Raw genomic sequence first — 16,107 nt, forward strand, 5'->3', positions numbered from 1 at the left:
GACCGGTGGGAGCGAGGACAAGGCAATACTTGTAAGGCCTGCTAAACCCCCTTCTTCACAAATTTGGCCCATGCCCCGGATCGGTGCATCGGAGCGCTAGACCGATCGGCACACCCCACGTGAGGGCTCGAGTTACGGTGATGGTGTGGACGGCCCCTCCTTGGAGCGAACTCTAGGTGACCGACTCATAACTGCGCAACCAGATGCGGATTGAAGCAAGCTGGACGGAAGCGAGGAAGTTGTCGTCGCGCTTGTCGTATCGGGTGGCGACGGCTCTGAAGTGTTTGAGTTTGTTAAAGAAGCGTTCGACGGCGTTGCGCTGTCGGTAGACCCATGCGCTATACGGGAAAGTTTTCACACGGTTCGGCATGGCGCGGATATTGGCCCACGCGCCCCGCTCCGCCATCGCGGCGCGCAGGGCGTCGCCGTCATAGGCCCGGTCGGCGAGCAGGATGTGCCCGGCCTTGACGGTCTCGAACATGTCGGCGGCCGAGCGTCCGTCATGAGCCTGGCCCTCGGTCAGCTTGAGGCGGATCGGACGGCCCTCGACGTCGACAAGCGCATGTATCTTGGTGGTCAGGCCGCCGCGCGAGCGACCCATGCAACGGGATCGCTCGGCTTTTTTTGGCCATTGGCGGCGTGCTGGTGGACGCGGATCGAGGATGAGTCGATCATCTGCACGTCACCGTCGTAAGCGGCTGATATGGCTTCGAGAATGCGCGCCCAATGGCCACCCCGACGCCACCGGTTGAACCGGTTGACGCAGGTCGTGTGCGGACCGTAGCGCGCCGGAATGTCAGCCCAGGGAGCACCCGTGCGAAGCCGCCAGAAGATACCGTTAAGCACCTTACGGTCATCGGCGCGCGGCACCCCGCGCACCTTCGTTGGGAGATGTGGCTGGATCACCGACCACTCGAAATCTGTCAGATCGAAACGCGCCATGACCGCCTCCTGCCGATTGCAGAAAGGGAATCACAACGACCCACATTTGGGAATCCCATTTATGGGTATGTGACCTAGAGGGGAGCGACCGCCCACCTCGCTGGCCGAAGGCCCTACGCCGGCGCGCAAAGCGCGCCGACCGCATTGCCGGGCCGCAGGCACGGCGGGAGCGGCAGCGACCTGGCTGCCTCGCGCAGCCATCATCCACCCCCTCTACGGGCAGCGCCGTCGCCTCATCAATTGGGATCATTGGATAATTTGGCTCGGGCGACGGCAGGGCAGTTTCAGCGACGGCGCTTATTGCCCTGATAGATCAACCACATGCGCCACAAGCGACGGCGGTGCTTTTATCTTGCCGTACATTCCCGCCACCCCCGCAGTCTCGCGACGGTGCCGGTAATTGTGGAAGCGATTCAACCGCTTGGCGCCAACATGGCACCAGGTGTCTCCCCCATGGTGCCATCTATCTCCCTAAAAAATGATGTGCAGACCACAGCTTAGCAGTGGGTAGGAGCCACTGCTTTTATCTTGCACTCACTCCAGACCCCCTTTCAGCCGGCGAAGTTATCATCGACTACCATCTCGGCGAACGTCTGGGGGGCTAACGTCGCGCCATTAGCGCGAGCGATCTCAAGATTCCTGACCCACATATCCCGGATCGCGATCGGCATATCTGGTGGCATGTGAACAGAGGCAGCGATTGCCTCATGCCATTCCCCGTTTCCTCCATAGATTGACTGTAACTTAGGGGCCATTCTCTCAAGTGCTTGCTGCTCGGATTGAGACAACTCGCCGATCGCCCTAAGTACATACAGCTCAAGAAGGCGAAGCAGCGGCTTGCCATCATAGCGCGGATTGCTAGCCATTTTCGTCCCTAAGCATCATTAATCGCATAGTCTATCAAGCGCTGACGAGTAGTGGGCAGCGTGGGCCGCTCTTCCAATGAAGCAAGCCAGTCCTCTTCAAATTCTTGCGCGATACTGACTTCCAGAAAATACTTCATGCCTGCATCTGATGCCTCTGGGGGGACGCCGCCCTGATCCGGTTCCCGCGCCACCATCGCGTCGGAGTCTTCCGTCCAGGGCTCCGAAGCGTAGATGGTATCCTCGCTGTCGAACTCAGAAAGCCTGTCGAGCACATCGGCGAGCCTCATTGTTTGCCCCATATCGAGTATCCTCCCTTGCCGTTGGGATGCAGCGCGTCTTGGAAGATACTACCCGGCTGATGCTGCGATCGAGGGACAAGTTGCATCACCCCGGGCTCCTCGGCGTGATGCCAAGTCCAACCAGATGGAGAGGTGCGTGGCGCAAGCCCCGTAGGTGTCCGCTGAAGGTTGATTCCCAGGCCCTGCATATCCAATGCGAAAGCAGCATCTCCTTCCATAGCTCGCAAGAAATTCTCATTCGCCTCTTGGAAATGCGCTCCGCGCGAGACGCCAGGATACGACGTGGGGCTTAGCCTGGTTTCGTAAGCGACGCTGTAAAACTTGCCGTTGGGAACCGCTACCCTCTCTGGGGCAATTAACTCCTCATGATTTCTAATATTCTCCCGGATTTTTCCCGGATCGGGCCCATTTTTGGATCAGCAATGATCTCATTTGGGGCCCTATCGCTATCAATTTTGGAAAGCATCGCATCTAATTCACGAAGCTCATCCTCTACGCTATGGGAAAATCCGGTTTCTCTCTTTTGGAGAGAATCTCCCAGCCCGCTGTCTGTGAACAACTGCTCCACAGCCTCGGTAAACGAAGATATGTCTGAGGAGCCATCAGAAAGCCAACGCGCTTCTTGAAGCTGTCTGCTTGCTAACTCTCGCAAGCTCTCAACAATCATTTCTTTCCCAAGCCAACTCATTTGAAAGTCTCCGGATTAAATCTAAATTGTCCAAGGGGAATGTGCGCGTCCGGTGTCATTTTGGGTACAATATTCCCATTCACATCCAGTGCTTGTCCATTGCGCTGCCATCGGACGTAAGGTGCCTGAGAGTTCGAATATGGGCTACTCGGCTTGCCTTGCATTACCCGAACTGCGTTGCCCTTATTGGCAGGATCATAGTACCAAGTTCCACCCGGCTCACGAGTGGGTCTTATTCTCCACCCCTCGGGGATACCGTCAGGAATTGTACGAGTGCCCGGTGCGGGTCGCAATCCACGTGTGTGAAGCATCGAAGGGCCGATATCGGGAGCCCCCTTTGCGGCCATCTCTGGGGCCATCTCTGGGGCCTTGCCTCCAGCCCTCGTAAAAATTCCGGATATACCAGTGGTTGAACCACCCAATTTGACAGTGCCAAGCAACAGAGAGCCGCCCAATACGATTCCCCTGCCGCCCAAGGTGGAATCAACGGGGTCGTAACCTGCCGCGTCATACTGACCGCTGATGAAACTTCCAATGTGTTCCTCGCCCGCGGGGTTACGGTGACACTGCACTTAACCGTTCCTCAGCGCCGTGTGGCAAGGCTACCCTGCGGGGGCCCTAACCTCTTCACTCAATAAAATTCATGCTGATAGAATTCCCAGATATAATCTCCTTCAGATCCTCGGCATTCTCTAATTCGTACTCAATGTATGATATTTCAGATCCATCATCTGGACGAGCTTCATACTGAGGGGGACGTTCATTACAAATTGTGACAATCTTTCTAACTCCGCCATATATGCACTTTGCTGAATGTCCGTTGATAGTGGTTCCGTCGTTATTATTGACTTCATTGTCAGATATCAACTTGGCCTTCCCTAACGCGGAATGAGAGTTTTGTGCACAAACAAGATATATGTTTTCACATACGCTGATGGGACCAACGCCATCCTCGCGCTGAAAGGCAATGATTGTATGGGCGGCATACCATTCCATATTAGTCATCCTCTATTCTGATACCCGAGGAATTCTGCGCTGTCTTTATCCTCTGGCGATCCGCAGTATGGTTGAAGCTCGCTCTGTGAGAGCCCGCGCCAATCACATGGACCGTCCGGAGTTACGGATAAGACAATGAAGACAAAGGCCGGCCATGGACCGGCGCATTGCAGCCCTGACGGGTATAGGGATGAGGCTCGATATAGTGAAAGCGGTTACTTGGATCGACTATCAGCACCGCTCGCCCAACATAGCCGCACTTTTCGTAAATACGCCAATCGTCAGGATTTTCCATCCTGGACCAAAACGGCAAGTCAATAGCACTCAACTCTCCGTGATGGATATCAATTGACACCATTTTGAATTCCCCGAGAAAATTGCCAACATACTCGCCATCAAGCGAGAATTCAACACGCACAAATGCTGTTTCCAGGTCAAATATGCCAACGATATCTACAGATTCCGCAGGAATATCTGGCATCCACCGAGAGGCCCTCTCGTCCGCATTAACCTCATCCATATCCTGGAACCGATCTGGCCGGAGAAAAGCATCCCACCAGTATATTGCGCCAATCGCCGTGAGGCATAATACGGACACTACCAAAACCATTCGACTATTTTTAATCAAATTCATTCCTCTTCATATAGGGCCGGGTCTTCGGCTTAATATTCTCAAAGTTTTTGAGCAATGCTAATCGCGCTCAACCTCAAGCGAACATGTGTGAGTCCTGATGTTACCCTGCCGGCACTCAGATCGCGCGCACCCGGTCTGCCAACGAAGACATCTCGGGCGCCCATTCGACGTAGTCGAGCTCGAAGGTTTCACCCATGCCCACAAGCCTCAGCATGTCCGCGCCTGTAGTCGGACCCTCCAAGCCCACGACTTCTGACCCGAGCTTGATGCGCGCACCCGACGCGACCAAGCGGCCCCGGTAAACACGAGCCTGCACCTCAAGGCTGCCTTTGGCGACGGCATCGATCAAGGAAACAGTCCGCGGTAATGTTGCGGCGCCTGGCTCAAGGTACGCCGCGACATAATCGAGGGTACGTGCATCACCGGGACCGGAAACACCAGGGGCGACCACTCTATGGTTCAGCCTTTCCCAGCACTCCACCGTGAAGCCCACCGCCTCGCTCGCGATCATGATTTCGACTTTCGCCTTCTCCAGGACAGTTGGGACTATCTGAATCGCAACGTACTGGCCGTAGTCTAGATCGAAGCTGTCTTCGTGGACCGAAACAGCAATCTCGCTGGAGGCAAACTGGCGCGCCCATGCGGCGCAAGCAACTGCAAGGTCGGTCATTAGGCCGCGCCCTCGCAATCGAGTGCATCTACGCCACCGGCAGCAGGCGTGGTGAGGGGCTGGTGGAGGCGAACACCGCTCCGGCGCGCGCACCAGCTGGAACTTCGGGGATGCTCACGCACTTCAAATTTCCACCATGTCGGTATAGCCGCACCCCGAGGTCAATCAGACCTCAACGCGTTCGCGTTCTCTAAGCGCACAATGTCCAAAAGCGTGCTCTCATTCCACCGGAAATCGAATTCCACCGTATAGCAGTGCAGATGCTATCCGCCGCAGTGTTGCTCTCGAAACCGGGACAACCTGATACGACGGCCTAAAGAACCCTGTCGGTGTCTCCCGCCACAGCCAGTATCATGGCCGCTTGGCAGCACCATAGGGAGCATCAGGTGGATCTCGGGATCAGGGGCCGCAAGGCCATCATCAATGGCGGCAGCGCGGGGATGGGCAAGGGCAGCGCGAAGGCGCTGGCGCGGGAAGGGGTGGAGATCTTCCTGGTGGCGCGCGGCGAAGAGCGGCTGAGGGCGGCGGCCGAGGAGATCGCGGCGGAGACCGGAGCGCCGGTGACGCCCGTCGTCGCCGACCACAGCACGGTCGAGGGACGGGCCACCATTCTGGCCGCCTGCCCGGAACCCGATATTCTGGTGATGACCTGCGCGCCGCCCGCGACCACGGGCGATTACCGCGACATTTCACCGGAGGATTGGCACGAAGCGATCGACATCACGCTGCTGAGCCCCATCGAGATGATGCGGGCGACCATCGACGGCATGGCGGCGCGCGGGTTCGGGCGGATCGTCAACATCGCCACCGGCGCGGCCAAGTATCCGGCCGAGATCAGGCTGTTGTCGGGCGCGCCGCGCGCGGCGCTGGTGAACTACACCGTCGCGGTGTCGAAGCGGGTCGCGCGGCATAATGTGATCATCAATAATCTGCTGCCGGGCATGTTCCATACGGCGACCATCCACGACCGCATGACCGAGCTGGCGCAGCAGAACGGCACGTCCTATGACGAGGAAGTGCAGAAATTCGTCCGCGAATGGCGCATTCCCGCCGGCAAGTTCGGCGACCCGGACGATCTGGGCGCGTTCTGCGCGCTGTTCTGCAGCAAATACGCCAGCTTCACCGTGGGCCAGAGCCTGGTCATCGATGGCGGACTGATCAACTCGACCTTCTGAGCCACGCCTTCATTGAGTGACCACCTGCGCGGCGAACCGCGCCCGCAGGTGCTCGCCCACCGAGGTCGGCGGATGGAGCGGCGCCTCGCCCGGCGCCAGGCATGAGGGCAGGCAGACAATGGGATGGTCGGCCGCGCCGGTCAGGAAAAAGGGCGCCGAGAAACGCTCCCGGTTGCTGGCCGTGTCGACGCGGTGGAGGGTCGAGCGATAAAGGCCATTGGTCCAGCGCTCGAACAGGTCGCCCACATTGACCACGAAGGTGCCGGGAATGGGCGGCGCGTCGATCCAGTCGCCGGAAAGACGGTCGAGCACCTGCAACCCGCCGACGCCGTCCTGCAGCAGCAAAGTGAGGCTGCCATAGTCGGTGTGCGCGCCCGTTCCGGGCGCGCCGGCCGGATAGCGGACGATCCGGAGGGCCGCGATGGGGTCGGTGCAGAAGGCGGCGAAATGATCCTCGGGCAGGTCGAGGGACAGGGCAAAACCCGTCATCAGCAGGGCCGCGATGTCGTGCATGCGCTCGATATGGGCGAGGACCGCCGCCTGAAACCCCGGCACGCCGGCCGGCCAGCGATTGGACTGCGCAGGACCGGCGGGCGTCTCGCGCGCGGCGTAATATTCTTCCTTGGCGCTCGCCACCGTGCCCATGCGGGCATAGCCCCGATCGCCGTGGCGCTGGCCCGCGACCGCCTGCTTGGCGCTGTCGGGCAAGGCGAAGAGGCCGCGCGCCTGCCGGAACAGCCCGTCGAGTTCAGCCTCCGGCACGCCGTGGCCGCTGATATAGAAAAAGCCGTTGATGACGCAGGCGGCGCGCAGGGACGCGGCGACGGCGCGCCTGTCGGCCATGCTTCCCCGGAGGCCGGAGATATCGATGACGGGCAGGCCCATCAGCCGCCGCTCTTGGCCGCCGGGTAGAAGCGGGCCATGTGCCGGCCCGCATGGACCGGCGGATAGGCGGGCTCGGCGCCCGGGAGCACCAGTTCCGGCAGCGGCGCGATCACCGCGTCGCGGTCGGGGTTCATGAAGAACGGGACGGAAAAGCGCTCGCACCCGGCCCGGTTCTTCACCCGGTGGAAATTGGACAGGTAGCGGCCGTTGGAGAGCCACATCAGCATGTCGCCCACATTGATGGTGTAGCTGTCGGGGATGGGCGGCACGGCGATCCAGGCCCCGTCGCGCCGGCGCACTTCCAGCCCGCCCACATCGTCCTGTGCCAGGATGGTGAACGGGCCGTCATCGGTGTGCGCCACCGTGTTGGAGAGCTGGATTTCGGCGCCGCCGGGCAGCGGCAGGTAATAGAGCAGGGTCAGCTGGCACATGGGATGGGTGAAGTAGCCGTCCAGCCGGTCGGCGGGCAGCCCCAACCCCAGGGAAAACGCCTGCATCAGCGACCGGGCGAGACCCAGCATGGCATCGAAATAGGCCGTGCAGGCGGCGCGGAATTTGGGCGCGTCCTCGGGCCAGCGGTTCGGCTGGCTGTAGAGGCCGTTGAGATGCTCGTCGACGCCCTCGACCGGGCCGGCTTCGTGGTGAATCCGGTACTGCTCGAACAGGCGGCTGCGGTGCGCGCCGGGCTCCTGCGGCGGCTGCGGGATCCAGCCGCGGTACCATTCGGGTGTCGCGGCGACCCGGGCGCGATCCTCCAGCGGCTGGTGATAGAACTGAGCCGATGCGGCGAAGATGTCGCCGCGCAGCGACGGCGGGAACCCGACGCCCTTCAGGTTGAAGAAGCCGATACGCTCGCACGCCTCGCGGATCTGATCGGCCACATGGGCGCGGTCCCTGTCCGATCCCTCGAGGAAGGGCTGGAAATCGATCAGCGGAATATCGTCCGGCGCGACGCTCACCGCGAGAACGAGGTCGTCTGCAATCTGGTCCGTTCTGCTCATGTCTCATCCCTTTGCTCGCCCACAGAGTAGCGCCCGGCGGCGGCCGTGGGTTGTGCCGTTTGGTATCGGCCCCACTGCGCGATTGCGAACGGCCAGCGGCCACGCGCCTGTGGCACGATGGCGCGTCCCAACCCGCAGGAGATGTGCCCATGACGACGATCCGATCCGCCGATGGCACGCGGCTGAATGTGAGGATCGAGGGCGCCGGGCATGGTCCCACGGTGCTGCTGGCCCATTCGGTCGGCTGCGACCTGTCGCTGTGGGACGCGCAGATTCCGGCGCTCGCCGGGCGGTGCCGCGTCGTGCGCTACGATGCGCGGGGGCATGGCGGCTCGGACGCGCCGGCGGGCGATTACAGCATCGACCAGCTGGGCGCCGACGCGCTGGCGGTGCTCGACGCGCTCGATGCCCGAACGGCGCATGTGGTCGGCCTGTCGCTGGGCGGGACGCTGGCGCAGTGGCTGGCGCTTCATGCGCGTGACCGGCTGGCGAGCATGGTGCTGTGCGACACGGCGGCGCGGCTGGGCACGGATACGGGCTGGCAATCGCGGATCGACATGGCGCTGTCGCAGGGCATGGCGGCGATGGCGGACCTGTCCATGACCCGCTTCTTCTCGGACGGGTTCCGGGCGCGGTCGCCGGAGACGGTGGCGCGCTTCCGGCAGGGTTTCGTGGCGACGGCGGCGCATGGCTATGCCGGGTGCTGCGCTGTGCTGCGCGACTGCGATTTCCGCGCCGATCTGGAGCGGATGGCGGTGCCGACGCTGGTCATCGGCGGGCGGGAGGACGCACCAACACCGCCGGCCGACGCCGAGGCGCTGGTGCGCGGCATTCCGGGCGCCGCGCTGGTGCTGCTGGAGACGGGGCATCTGTCGGCGGTGGAGGACCCGGACGGCTTCAATGCCGCCCTGCTCGCTCATCTGTCCGCCCAGGCCGGCGTCAGACGATGACGCCGCCATCGACCACCAGTTCCTGACCGGTGATGTTGCGGCCGCCCGGGCCGATAAGGAAGAGGACCATGTTGACGATGTCGGCGGGCTCGCTGGGGCGGCCGAGCGGAATGCCCATGTCGGCGACATAGGTTTCGAGCACGGCGGCCTCGTCGGCGCCTTCGGCGGCGGCGCGTTCGGCCCAGGCCTTGCGCATGCGCGGCACCGCGATGGGGCCGGGCGCGATGTAGTTGACGGTCACGCCATCGGGCCCGGCCTCGAGCGCGGCGCTGCGGCTGAGGCCGCGCAGCCCCCATTTCGAGGCGGAATAGCTGGCGCGCCCTGCCCGGCCGCGCATGCCGTGATTGCCGCCGATATTGACGACGCGGCCGGTCCGGGCGGCGCGCATGACGGGGAGCAGGCGCGTCAGGATGGCGAAAGGCGCGCGCAGATTGGTGCCGATCACCGTATCGAAATCGGCAAGGCCGAAGCCGCCGATCTGGGGCGAGAGCGGGCCGGTCGTGCCGGCGGCGTTGACCAGCACGTCGACGCGGCCTTGCGACCAGTCGAGGAACCGGTCGATGCCCGCGTCGATGGCGGCGCCGTCGAGCAGGTCGATGGTGAGGACCAGCGCCCGGCGTCCCATTGCCGCGATCTCGGCGGCGACGTCTTCCAGCGCCGCTGTCCGGCGGCCGACGAGGGCGACGTCGTGGCCCTGCGCGGCCAGCGCGCAGGCGATCTCGCGCCCGGTGCCGGCGCTGGCGCCGGTGACGAAGGCGACGGGGGCGCTCAACCGGCGACCGCGAAATGACGCGCCTTCAGCCCGGCCTGGATCTTGTAGATCGAGCTGCCCGCGCGGGAGGGAAACGGCAGCTTCACACGATTGGGCTCGATGCGCACATGGCTGGCGCCGTCGCCCTGCACCATGCGCGACTGGTAGTCGGTCCAGTCGACCGCGTAGAACAGCGGATAGGCATCGGCGGCGGCGTATTCGAGGAACAGGATGCGGCGCGGGTCGCCCGAGAGATTGACGCCCGAGCCGTGGATGGTCAGCGGATGATGGAAGGCGATGGTACCGGCGGGACCGGTGAGCGAGACCGCCTTCGACAGGTCCGCGCCCGGGTCGCCCGGGGCGATGGCGCCGATGAAGTAGCCGTCCTCATCATGATGCTCCAGCAGCGCGCCTTCGTGGCTGCCGGCGAGCACCTGCATGGCGCCGTTCTCGGGCCGGGCCTCGTCGATCATCACCGACACGACGCAGGTGCCCATGTGGGTGTGCGGCGCGAACGCCCAGTCCTGATGCCATTCCAGCGCCGTGCCGCCGCGTGCCGCCTTCATGTTGATCTTGCTGTGGCTGAGGCGGATATGCGGGCCGATCAGCGCTTCGAGCACCTGGAGGATGCGGGGATGGCGGGCCATGGCGTCGTAGAAGGGATCGACCCGGTGCGGCTTCTTGATCCGCTGGATGGTGCTGCGTCCTTCCGTGTCCGTCTCGAAATCGAACACGGGGGTTTCCTCGGACTGGCCGGCGGCGGCGGCCGAGACCGCATCGGTCACGGCCCGCAGCCGGGCGACTTCGTCGGCCTGGAGCAGTCCGGCCGCGAGGGCGTAGCCGTGCGCGCGGTAGTGCCGGACGATGTCGTCGATGATCATGAGGGCGTTCCCGTGGGCAGGGGCACATCGGTGACCAGCATATGTGCCTTGTGATGGGTGATGCAGAGCGGCAGGCGGGCCTGGCGGGCGGCGATCTGGCCGGTGGCGCCGCAGGCCCAGAACACCGGCAGTTCATCGGGCGCGAGCCGGGTCAGGCCGTGGCCGCCATAGGATCGGGACAGGTCGGCGATGCCGATGCTCTCGGGCAGGCCGATGGAGACCGGGCGGCCGTGAAACTGGGGATAGCGGTCGGAAATGATCGTCGCGGCGATGGCATCGGCCGGGCGCAGCGCGCGCATGGAGACGACCAGCTTGCCGCCGAACGGGCCGGCGGGGAGCGTGTCGATGTCGGTCACGTACATGGCCGACACAGTGCCTTCATCCAGATGCCGCAGCCGCACGCCGTGGGCACGCAGCATGGCCTCGAACGAGAACGAGCAGCCGAGCGCGAAGGCGACGAGATCGCCGCGCCACAGATTGCGGATGTCGCGGGGCGTGTCGACCAGTTCGCCGTCGCGGAAGACCATGTACTCGCCCACGTCGGTGCGCACATCCATGTCCTGGGCGAGATCCGGCAGGCAGGGATCGCCGGGGCGAGAGCGGCCGAGCAGCGGCAGGGCCTGCGCGTTGAGGCGGCAATAGGCCTCGAAATCGTCGGCCCAGGCGTCGGGAACGATGACCAGATTGGCCTGCACGTAGCCCGGCGCGGCGAGATTGGTAAAATCGCGGAACGTGCCGGCGCGAATGGCGCGGCGCAGCCGGACCGGATCCATGAACTCTGGCGTGGGCGCGTTCAGCAAGGCAGTCCCTGAGATGATCGTCTGTCGGTCACTACCGTCAGATATATCAGCGGCGGGGCTGTGCTGGGGGATGCCATTTCGGCGGCCTTGCGTTGCCGAACCGGCTACTTGCGCCGCGCGTGCCCGGAAACGCAGAAAAGCGCCGCGAGGCGGCGCTTTCCCGGCGGCCGCGAACGACCCGCTTATGCGTTCAGGTACTTGTCCAGGGTGATGTGGACCTGCCGCACCCGCGATTCCTGGTAATTGGCGAGCGACTGGGCCTGCTTGGCCGAGGCCTTGAAGCCGCGCTGCTGGCGCTCGAGATTGGACGTGTCCTGCTCGTAGATGGCGGCGAGCGGCTGATCCATGTTCGGGACCGTCGCATAGGTTTCCTGCACGCCCAGCTTCACCACGCGCGGCGGCTCGGGATGTTCTTCGCCGTCCTTGAGCGGACGCAGGAACATCAGGTCGAACCAGGCGCTGTCCACGTCGGTGCCGGCGGGCCGGAAGCGGTAGATCATGGGCAGGCCGATGCCGGGGAAGATGAACATGTTCGGGAACACGAAATACTCGATGGAATCGAGCATCTCGCTTTCCGAGAACTGGCTCATGTCGATGCCGTATTTCGGCTCCAGTTCCTCGCGCTTGGCCTGGGCGGCCATGATGCGCTTGGCCATGGCGTCGGCGATGTCTTCCTCGGTCTCCGGCTCGGGCCATTTCGGGGCGAGATAGCCGCGGGTGTGGATGAAGCGGTGCACGTTGTCGCCGAAGATGTCGTACTGGGCGTTGGTCTGGGCGTTGCCGACCGGGTCGCCGCCCATGTGGGTCTCGCGGACGTGATAGGCCTCGAGAAATGCCTCGGCCGCCGCCTTCCAGTTGCACGGCAAGGTGCGGCGCAGATGCACCTCGATGTAGCGCCGGTCGACCGGGAAGTAGTGCTTGAAATGCTCGGGCAGGACCTCGAGGTATTCCGCCAGCGGCTTGGCGTCGTGGTCCATGTTCATGAACACGAAACCGCCCCAGGTATCGACCTTGGCCTCGGGCAGGCAGAGCTTTTCCTTGTCGAGGTGCGGGAAGTCCCAATCGCAGGGCAGATCCTTCAGCGTGCCATCCATGTTCCAGGTCCAGGCGTGGAACGGGCAGCGGAAATCATTGCCGGACAGGGCGTAGCCTTCCTCGTCCTGGCCGGGGCGCAGCTGGGTGCCGCGGTGCAGGCAGGAATTGTAGAACGCCTTGATATCCCCGGAATCGGTGCGAGTGATGATGAAGGAATAGTCGCCGATCTCGTAGACCATGTGGTCGCCAGGCTCGGGAATGTGCTCCTCGCGGCAGACGAACTGCCAGACCTTCGGCCAGAGCTTCTTCATCTCCAGGTCGAAGAACTCACGCGAGGTGTAGCGGTTGAACGGGATGTCGGCATCGCCGAGGAACTCGAACCGTTCGGTGACGATGGGCTCGGGCGCGGCCTTCGGGTCGCGCAGGATGATGTCCTTGGTGCTCTGGCCCGGCGTGCGAGCCTGGCCTGGCTGCAGGCCCTTCGGATTTTCGGCGTTCACCTGATCCCTCCCCGGAACGTGTGACTGAGGGCAGGAGAATTGAACAAATCGCCGCCGCCGCCAACTAGCGGAATCGATAGGCTCGGCGCATGGGCAAAAAGCGATGTGGTAGCCGGGAACTTTACGCCCGATCCGCCGTTGAATTCATACCACGCACTCGTGGCTGTCCAACTCTCTTCCCGAGATTCCTTGCCCGCCTTCACCGGCGGGCTTCTTTTTCGATCAGACCGGGATATCCGGCGGCGGTCCTTCGAGAAACCGCGGCGCCGTACCGCCGATATGGTCCCAGGGCGCTTTCGATCCCACGAAGATATGCATGTCGATCTCGACGCCCGGATCGCCATCGACGGTGCCGAGGGTGACGCCGTGAACCGCCGTACCGGCCAGACCGCACAGGGTGGTGCCGCAGGTTCGGCAAAAACACAGGCCCCAGCCGGGCGTGGTTTCGTACACGGTCAGATTGTCCTCTCCGGCCCGCCAGACGAACGCGCCGGGCGCGACTTCCGCATAGGCGGAACCGGCGCCGCTGAAAATCTTGCGGCAGCGGGAACAATGGCAACTGCGCGCCGCCTTCAGAGGCGCGGAGATCTCATAGCGCACCGTGCCGCATGCGCAGCCTCCGCTCAGCATTCTCTCGTCCCCCTGTTGATCCGGAGTAGTCTGGCCCAGCACCGCGAACGTGTGAAGAGGCCGCGGTGGCGTGCCGCGACCCCTCCATCCCCGACAGGTGCTCTGAACTACTCGGCGGCGATCCGTTCGACCGGCGCCGCGCGGATCAGATGGTCGAAGGCCGACAGCGCGGCCTTTGAGCCTTCGCCCATGGCGATGACGATCTGCTTGTAGGGCACGGTGGTGACATCGCCCGCCGCGAAGACGCCGGGAAGCGAGGTTTCACCGCGCGCGTTCACCTCGATCTCGCCGCGCCGGCTGAGCGCCAGCGTGCCCTGCAGCCATTCCGTGTTCGGCACGAGCCCGATCTGCACGAAGATGCCGTCGAGGTCGATCCTGTGGGACTGGCCGCTGGTGCGATCCGTGTAGGACAGGCCGACCACCTTGCTGCCGTCGCCATGCACTTCCGTGGTCTGGCCGGACAGGATGACCGTCACGTTGGGGAGCGAGCGCAGCTTGGTCTGCAGCACGGCATCGGCGAGCAGTTTGGAGTCGAACTCGATCAACACGACATGGGACGCCAGACCGGCCAGGTCGATGGCCGCCTCGACGCCGGAATTGCCGCCACCGATCACCGCCACGTGCTTGCCCTTGAACAAAGGCCCGTCGCAGTGCGGGCAATAGGCCACGCCCTTGTTGCGGTACTCGTCTTCGCCCGGGACGTTCATCTGCCGCCAACGGGCGCCGGTGGACAGGATGACTGTCTTCGCCTTCAGCGAGGCACCGCTGGCGAGCCTGATTTCCGTCAGGCCGCCGGGCGCGGACGCCGGGACGAGCGCCGTGGCGGTCTGGAGGTTCATGATGTCGACCTCGTAGTCCTTGACGTGCTGCTCCAGCGCGGCGACCAGTTTCGGGCCTTCCGTGTGGGAGACCGAGATGAAGTTCTCGATCCCCATCGTATCGAGCACCTGACCGCCGAAACGCTCGGCGACGACACCGGTGCGGATGCCCTTGCGCGCCGCGTAGATCGCCGCCGCGGCGCCGGCCGGGCCGCCGCCGACGACCAGCACATCGAACGCCTCCTTGCCGGCAAGCTTCTTGGCCTCGCGCTCGGCGGTGCCCGTGTCGAGCTTCGCCAGGATCTGTTCCAGGCTCATGCGGCCCTGCGCGAAGGGCTGGCCGTTCAGCAGCACGGTCGGCACGGCCATGATGCCGCGCGCCTCCACTTCCGGCTGGAACAGCGCGCCATCAATGGCGACGTGGCGAATACGCGGGTTAAGCGCGCCCATGAGATTGAGCGCCTGCACCACGTCGGGGCAGTTCTGGCAGGACAGCGAGAAATAGGTTTCGAACAGGAAATCGCCGTCGAGCGCCTTGACCTGCTCGATCACTTCGGGCGATTCCTTGGGCTGATGCCCGCCGATCTGCAGGATCGCCAGGATCAGCGAGTTGAACTCGTGTCCCATGGGAATACCGGCGAAGCGCACGGCGATGTCTGTGCCGGCGCGGCGGATCGCGAAGGACGGTTTCCGGGGATCTTCACCCTCCTCGACCAGCGTGATCTTGTCGGACAGCGAGGCAATGTCCTTGAGCAGGGTCTGCATTTCGCGGGACTTGGCGCCGTCGTCGAGCGCGGCCGCCAGTTCGACGGGCTGCGTGATCCGCTCGAAATAGGCCTCCAATTGTCCCTTCAGTTTCGCGTCGAGCATGTCTGTGATCTCCTGAATGGAAAGGGGGCTGCCGGGCCGGAACGGCCTGACGATGGCGGGAGGGCCGGCGCGTCCTCCAGAGCGATCCCCGGAAGACGCGCCGTCCGGATCAGATCTTGCCGACGAGGTCGAGCGACGGAGCCAGCGTCTCGGCGCCTTCCTGCCACTTGGCCGGGCAAACTTCACCCGGGTGCGACGCGACATACTGCGCGGCCTTTACCTTGCGCAGCAGTTCGGTGGCATCGCGGCCGATGCCGCCCGCGGTGATCTCGACGATCTGGATCTTGCCATCGGGATCGATGACGAAGGTGCCGCGATCAGCGAGGCCGACATCCTCGATCAGGACATCGAAATTGCGCGAGATGGTGCCGGTCGGGTCGGCGACCATCGGATATTCGATCTTGCCGATGGCGGGCGAGGTGTCGTGCCATGCCTTGTGGCAGAAATGGGTGTCGGTCGACACGCTGTAGATCTCCACGCCGAGCTTCTTGAATTCAGCGTAGTTGTTCGCCAGATCCTCGAGCTCGGTGGGGCAGACGAAAGTGAAGTCGGCCGGATAAAAGAAAACCACCGACCACTTGCCGCGCAGGTCGGCATCGCTGACGTCGACGAATTTTCCGGCCTGGAAGGCGGTGGCCTTGAACGGCTTCACTTCGGTGTTGATCTGGGACATTTCGTTCTCCTTGGTCGAAAAATGGCGCCCCCGCGATACCGGT

At 63.4% G+C, this 16,107-nt stretch carries 19 protein-coding genes; 2 read left to right on the plus strand and 17 right to left on the minus strand.

Annotation, left to right across the window (positions count from 1 at the left end; translation table 11 throughout):
• Nucleotides 1-172: 172 nt before the first annotated feature.
• The 8 genes from WJU17_RS06780 to WJU17_RS06815 all read right to left on the minus strand — a co-directional run bounded on the left by WJU17_RS06780 (nucleotide 173) and on the right by WJU17_RS06815 (nucleotide 5,095).
• Nucleotides 173-942, minus strand: a protein-coding gene (locus WJU17_RS06780) for an IS5 family transposase (protein ID WP_346326578.1) whose coding sequence is annotated in 2 segments (ribosomal slippage) — nucleotides 173-625 and nucleotides 628-942 — 768 coding nt in all. Because the reading frame shifts where the segments join, the coding sequence is not laid out codon by codon here.
• 551 nt (nucleotides 943-1,493) lie between these two features.
• The gene (locus WJU17_RS06785; RefSeq protein WP_346326579.1) at nucleotides 1,494-1,808 is read right to left on the minus strand and encodes a hypothetical protein; all 315 of its coding nucleotides are present in this window, start codon (nucleotides 1,806-1,808) and stop codon (nucleotides 1,494-1,496) included.
• Between the two features lie 8 nt (nucleotides 1,809-1,816).
• Entirely contained in the window at nucleotides 1,817-2,095 is a 279-nt protein-coding gene (locus tag WJU17_RS06790; RefSeq protein WP_346326580.1) for a hypothetical protein, read from the minus strand.
• Nucleotides 2,092-2,496 (minus strand): HNH endonuclease, encoded by a 405-nt coding sequence (locus WJU17_RS06795; protein WP_346327406.1) that lies wholly within the window; start codon nucleotides 2,494-2,496, stop codon nucleotides 2,092-2,094. Before WJU17_RS06795 ends, WJU17_RS06790 begins: the two co-directional genes overlap by 4 nt.
• The gene (locus WJU17_RS06800; protein ID WP_346326581.1) at nucleotides 2,463-2,795 is read right to left on the minus strand and encodes a hypothetical protein; all 333 of its coding nucleotides are present in this window, start codon (nucleotides 2,793-2,795) and stop codon (nucleotides 2,463-2,465) included. The genes WJU17_RS06795 and WJU17_RS06800 overlap by 34 nt, the downstream gene beginning before the upstream one ends.
• A 627-nt stretch (nucleotides 2,796-3,422) precedes the next feature.
• Nucleotides 3,423-3,791, minus strand: a complete 369-nt coding sequence (locus tag WJU17_RS06805) for a hypothetical protein (RefSeq protein WP_346326582.1) — start codon at nucleotides 3,789-3,791, stop codon at nucleotides 3,423-3,425.
• Nucleotides 3,792-3,912: 121 nt separating this feature from the next.
• Nucleotides 3,913-4,425, minus strand: a complete 513-nt coding sequence (locus WJU17_RS06810) for a hypothetical protein (RefSeq protein WP_346326583.1) — start codon at nucleotides 4,423-4,425, stop codon at nucleotides 3,913-3,915.
• Nucleotides 4,426-4,540: 115 nt separating this feature from the next.
• Entirely contained in the window at nucleotides 4,541-5,095 is a 555-nt protein-coding gene (locus WJU17_RS06815; RefSeq protein ID WP_346326584.1) for a hypothetical protein, read from the minus strand.
• A gap of 386 nt (nucleotides 5,096-5,481) precedes the next feature.
• On the opposite strand from WJU17_RS06815, the gene WJU17_RS06820 reads away from it, so the two are divergent.
• The gene (locus WJU17_RS06820) at nucleotides 5,482-6,270 is read left to right on the plus strand and encodes an SDR family oxidoreductase (RefSeq protein WP_346326585.1); all 789 of its coding nucleotides are present in this window, start codon (nucleotides 5,482-5,484) and stop codon (nucleotides 6,268-6,270) included.
• A gap of 9 nt (nucleotides 6,271-6,279) precedes the next feature.
• On the opposite strand, the gene WJU17_RS06825 is transcribed toward WJU17_RS06820, so the two are convergent.
• Both WJU17_RS06825 and WJU17_RS06830 read right to left on the minus strand, forming a co-directional pair.
• The gene (locus WJU17_RS06825) at nucleotides 6,280-7,155 is read right to left on the minus strand and encodes a 2OG-Fe(II) oxygenase family protein (protein WP_346326586.1); all 876 of its coding nucleotides are present in this window, start codon (nucleotides 7,153-7,155) and stop codon (nucleotides 6,280-6,282) included.
• The gene (locus WJU17_RS06830) at nucleotides 7,155-8,156 is read right to left on the minus strand and encodes a 2OG-Fe(II) oxygenase family protein (protein WP_346326587.1); all 1,002 of its coding nucleotides are present in this window, start codon (nucleotides 8,154-8,156) and stop codon (nucleotides 7,155-7,157) included. Before WJU17_RS06830 ends, WJU17_RS06825 begins: the two co-directional genes overlap by 1 nt.
• A gap of 149 nt (nucleotides 8,157-8,305) precedes the next feature.
• Between WJU17_RS06830 and pcaD the strand changes: the two genes are divergently transcribed.
• Entirely contained in the window at nucleotides 8,306-9,106 is an 801-nt protein-coding gene (gene pcaD / locus WJU17_RS06835) for a 3-oxoadipate enol-lactonase (protein WP_346326588.1), read from the plus strand.
• Here the strand turns inward: pcaD and WJU17_RS06840 are convergent.
• The 7 genes from WJU17_RS06840 to ahpC form a co-directional block, all read right to left on the minus strand.
• Nucleotides 9,096-9,878 carry an SDR family NAD(P)-dependent oxidoreductase gene (locus WJU17_RS06840; protein WP_346326589.1) on the minus strand — a complete coding sequence of 261 codons (783 nt, stop codon included), beginning with the start codon at nucleotides 9,876-9,878 and terminating at the stop codon, nucleotides 9,096-9,098. The two genes, pcaD and WJU17_RS06840, sit on opposite strands and share 11 nt — an antisense overlap.
• Nucleotides 9,875-10,738 (minus strand): phytanoyl-CoA dioxygenase family protein, encoded by an 864-nt coding sequence (locus WJU17_RS06845; RefSeq protein ID WP_346326590.1) that lies wholly within the window; start codon nucleotides 10,736-10,738, stop codon nucleotides 9,875-9,877. The genes WJU17_RS06840 and WJU17_RS06845 overlap by 4 nt, the downstream gene beginning before the upstream one ends.
• Nucleotides 10,735-11,511, minus strand: coding sequence for a DUF1445 domain-containing protein (locus tag WJU17_RS06850; protein WP_346327407.1), 777 nt, complete (start codon nucleotides 11,509-11,511; stop codon nucleotides 10,735-10,737). Before WJU17_RS06850 ends, WJU17_RS06845 begins: the two co-directional genes overlap by 4 nt.
• A 209-nt stretch (nucleotides 11,512-11,720) precedes the next feature.
• Nucleotides 11,721-13,073 (minus strand): aromatic ring-hydroxylating dioxygenase subunit alpha, encoded by a 1,353-nt coding sequence (locus WJU17_RS06855; protein WP_346326591.1) that lies wholly within the window; start codon nucleotides 13,071-13,073, stop codon nucleotides 11,721-11,723.
• Nucleotides 13,074-13,295: 222 nt separating this feature from the next.
• Entirely contained in the window at nucleotides 13,296-13,703 is a 408-nt protein-coding gene (locus WJU17_RS06860) for a GFA family protein (RefSeq protein WP_346326592.1), read from the minus strand.
• 107 nt (nucleotides 13,704-13,810) lie between these two features.
• On the minus strand, nucleotides 13,811-15,391 hold the full coding sequence (ahpF, locus tag WJU17_RS06865; RefSeq protein WP_346326593.1) for an alkyl hydroperoxide reductase subunit F: 1,581 nt from the start codon (nucleotides 15,389-15,391) through the stop codon (nucleotides 13,811-13,813).
• Nucleotides 15,392-15,500: 109 nt separating this feature from the next.
• Nucleotides 15,501-16,064: an alkyl hydroperoxide reductase subunit C gene (gene ahpC / locus WJU17_RS06870; protein ID WP_346326594.1), complete on the minus strand. Its 564-nt coding sequence runs from the start codon at nucleotides 16,062-16,064 to the stop codon at nucleotides 15,501-15,503.
• Nucleotides 16,065-16,107: the final 43 nt, after the last annotated feature.

It is taken from the genome of Iodidimonas sp. SYSU 1G8 (genome assembly GCF_039655775.1).
In the GTDB taxonomy this organism is placed as follows: Bacteria; Pseudomonadota; Alphaproteobacteria; order SMXS01; family SMXS01; genus RI-34.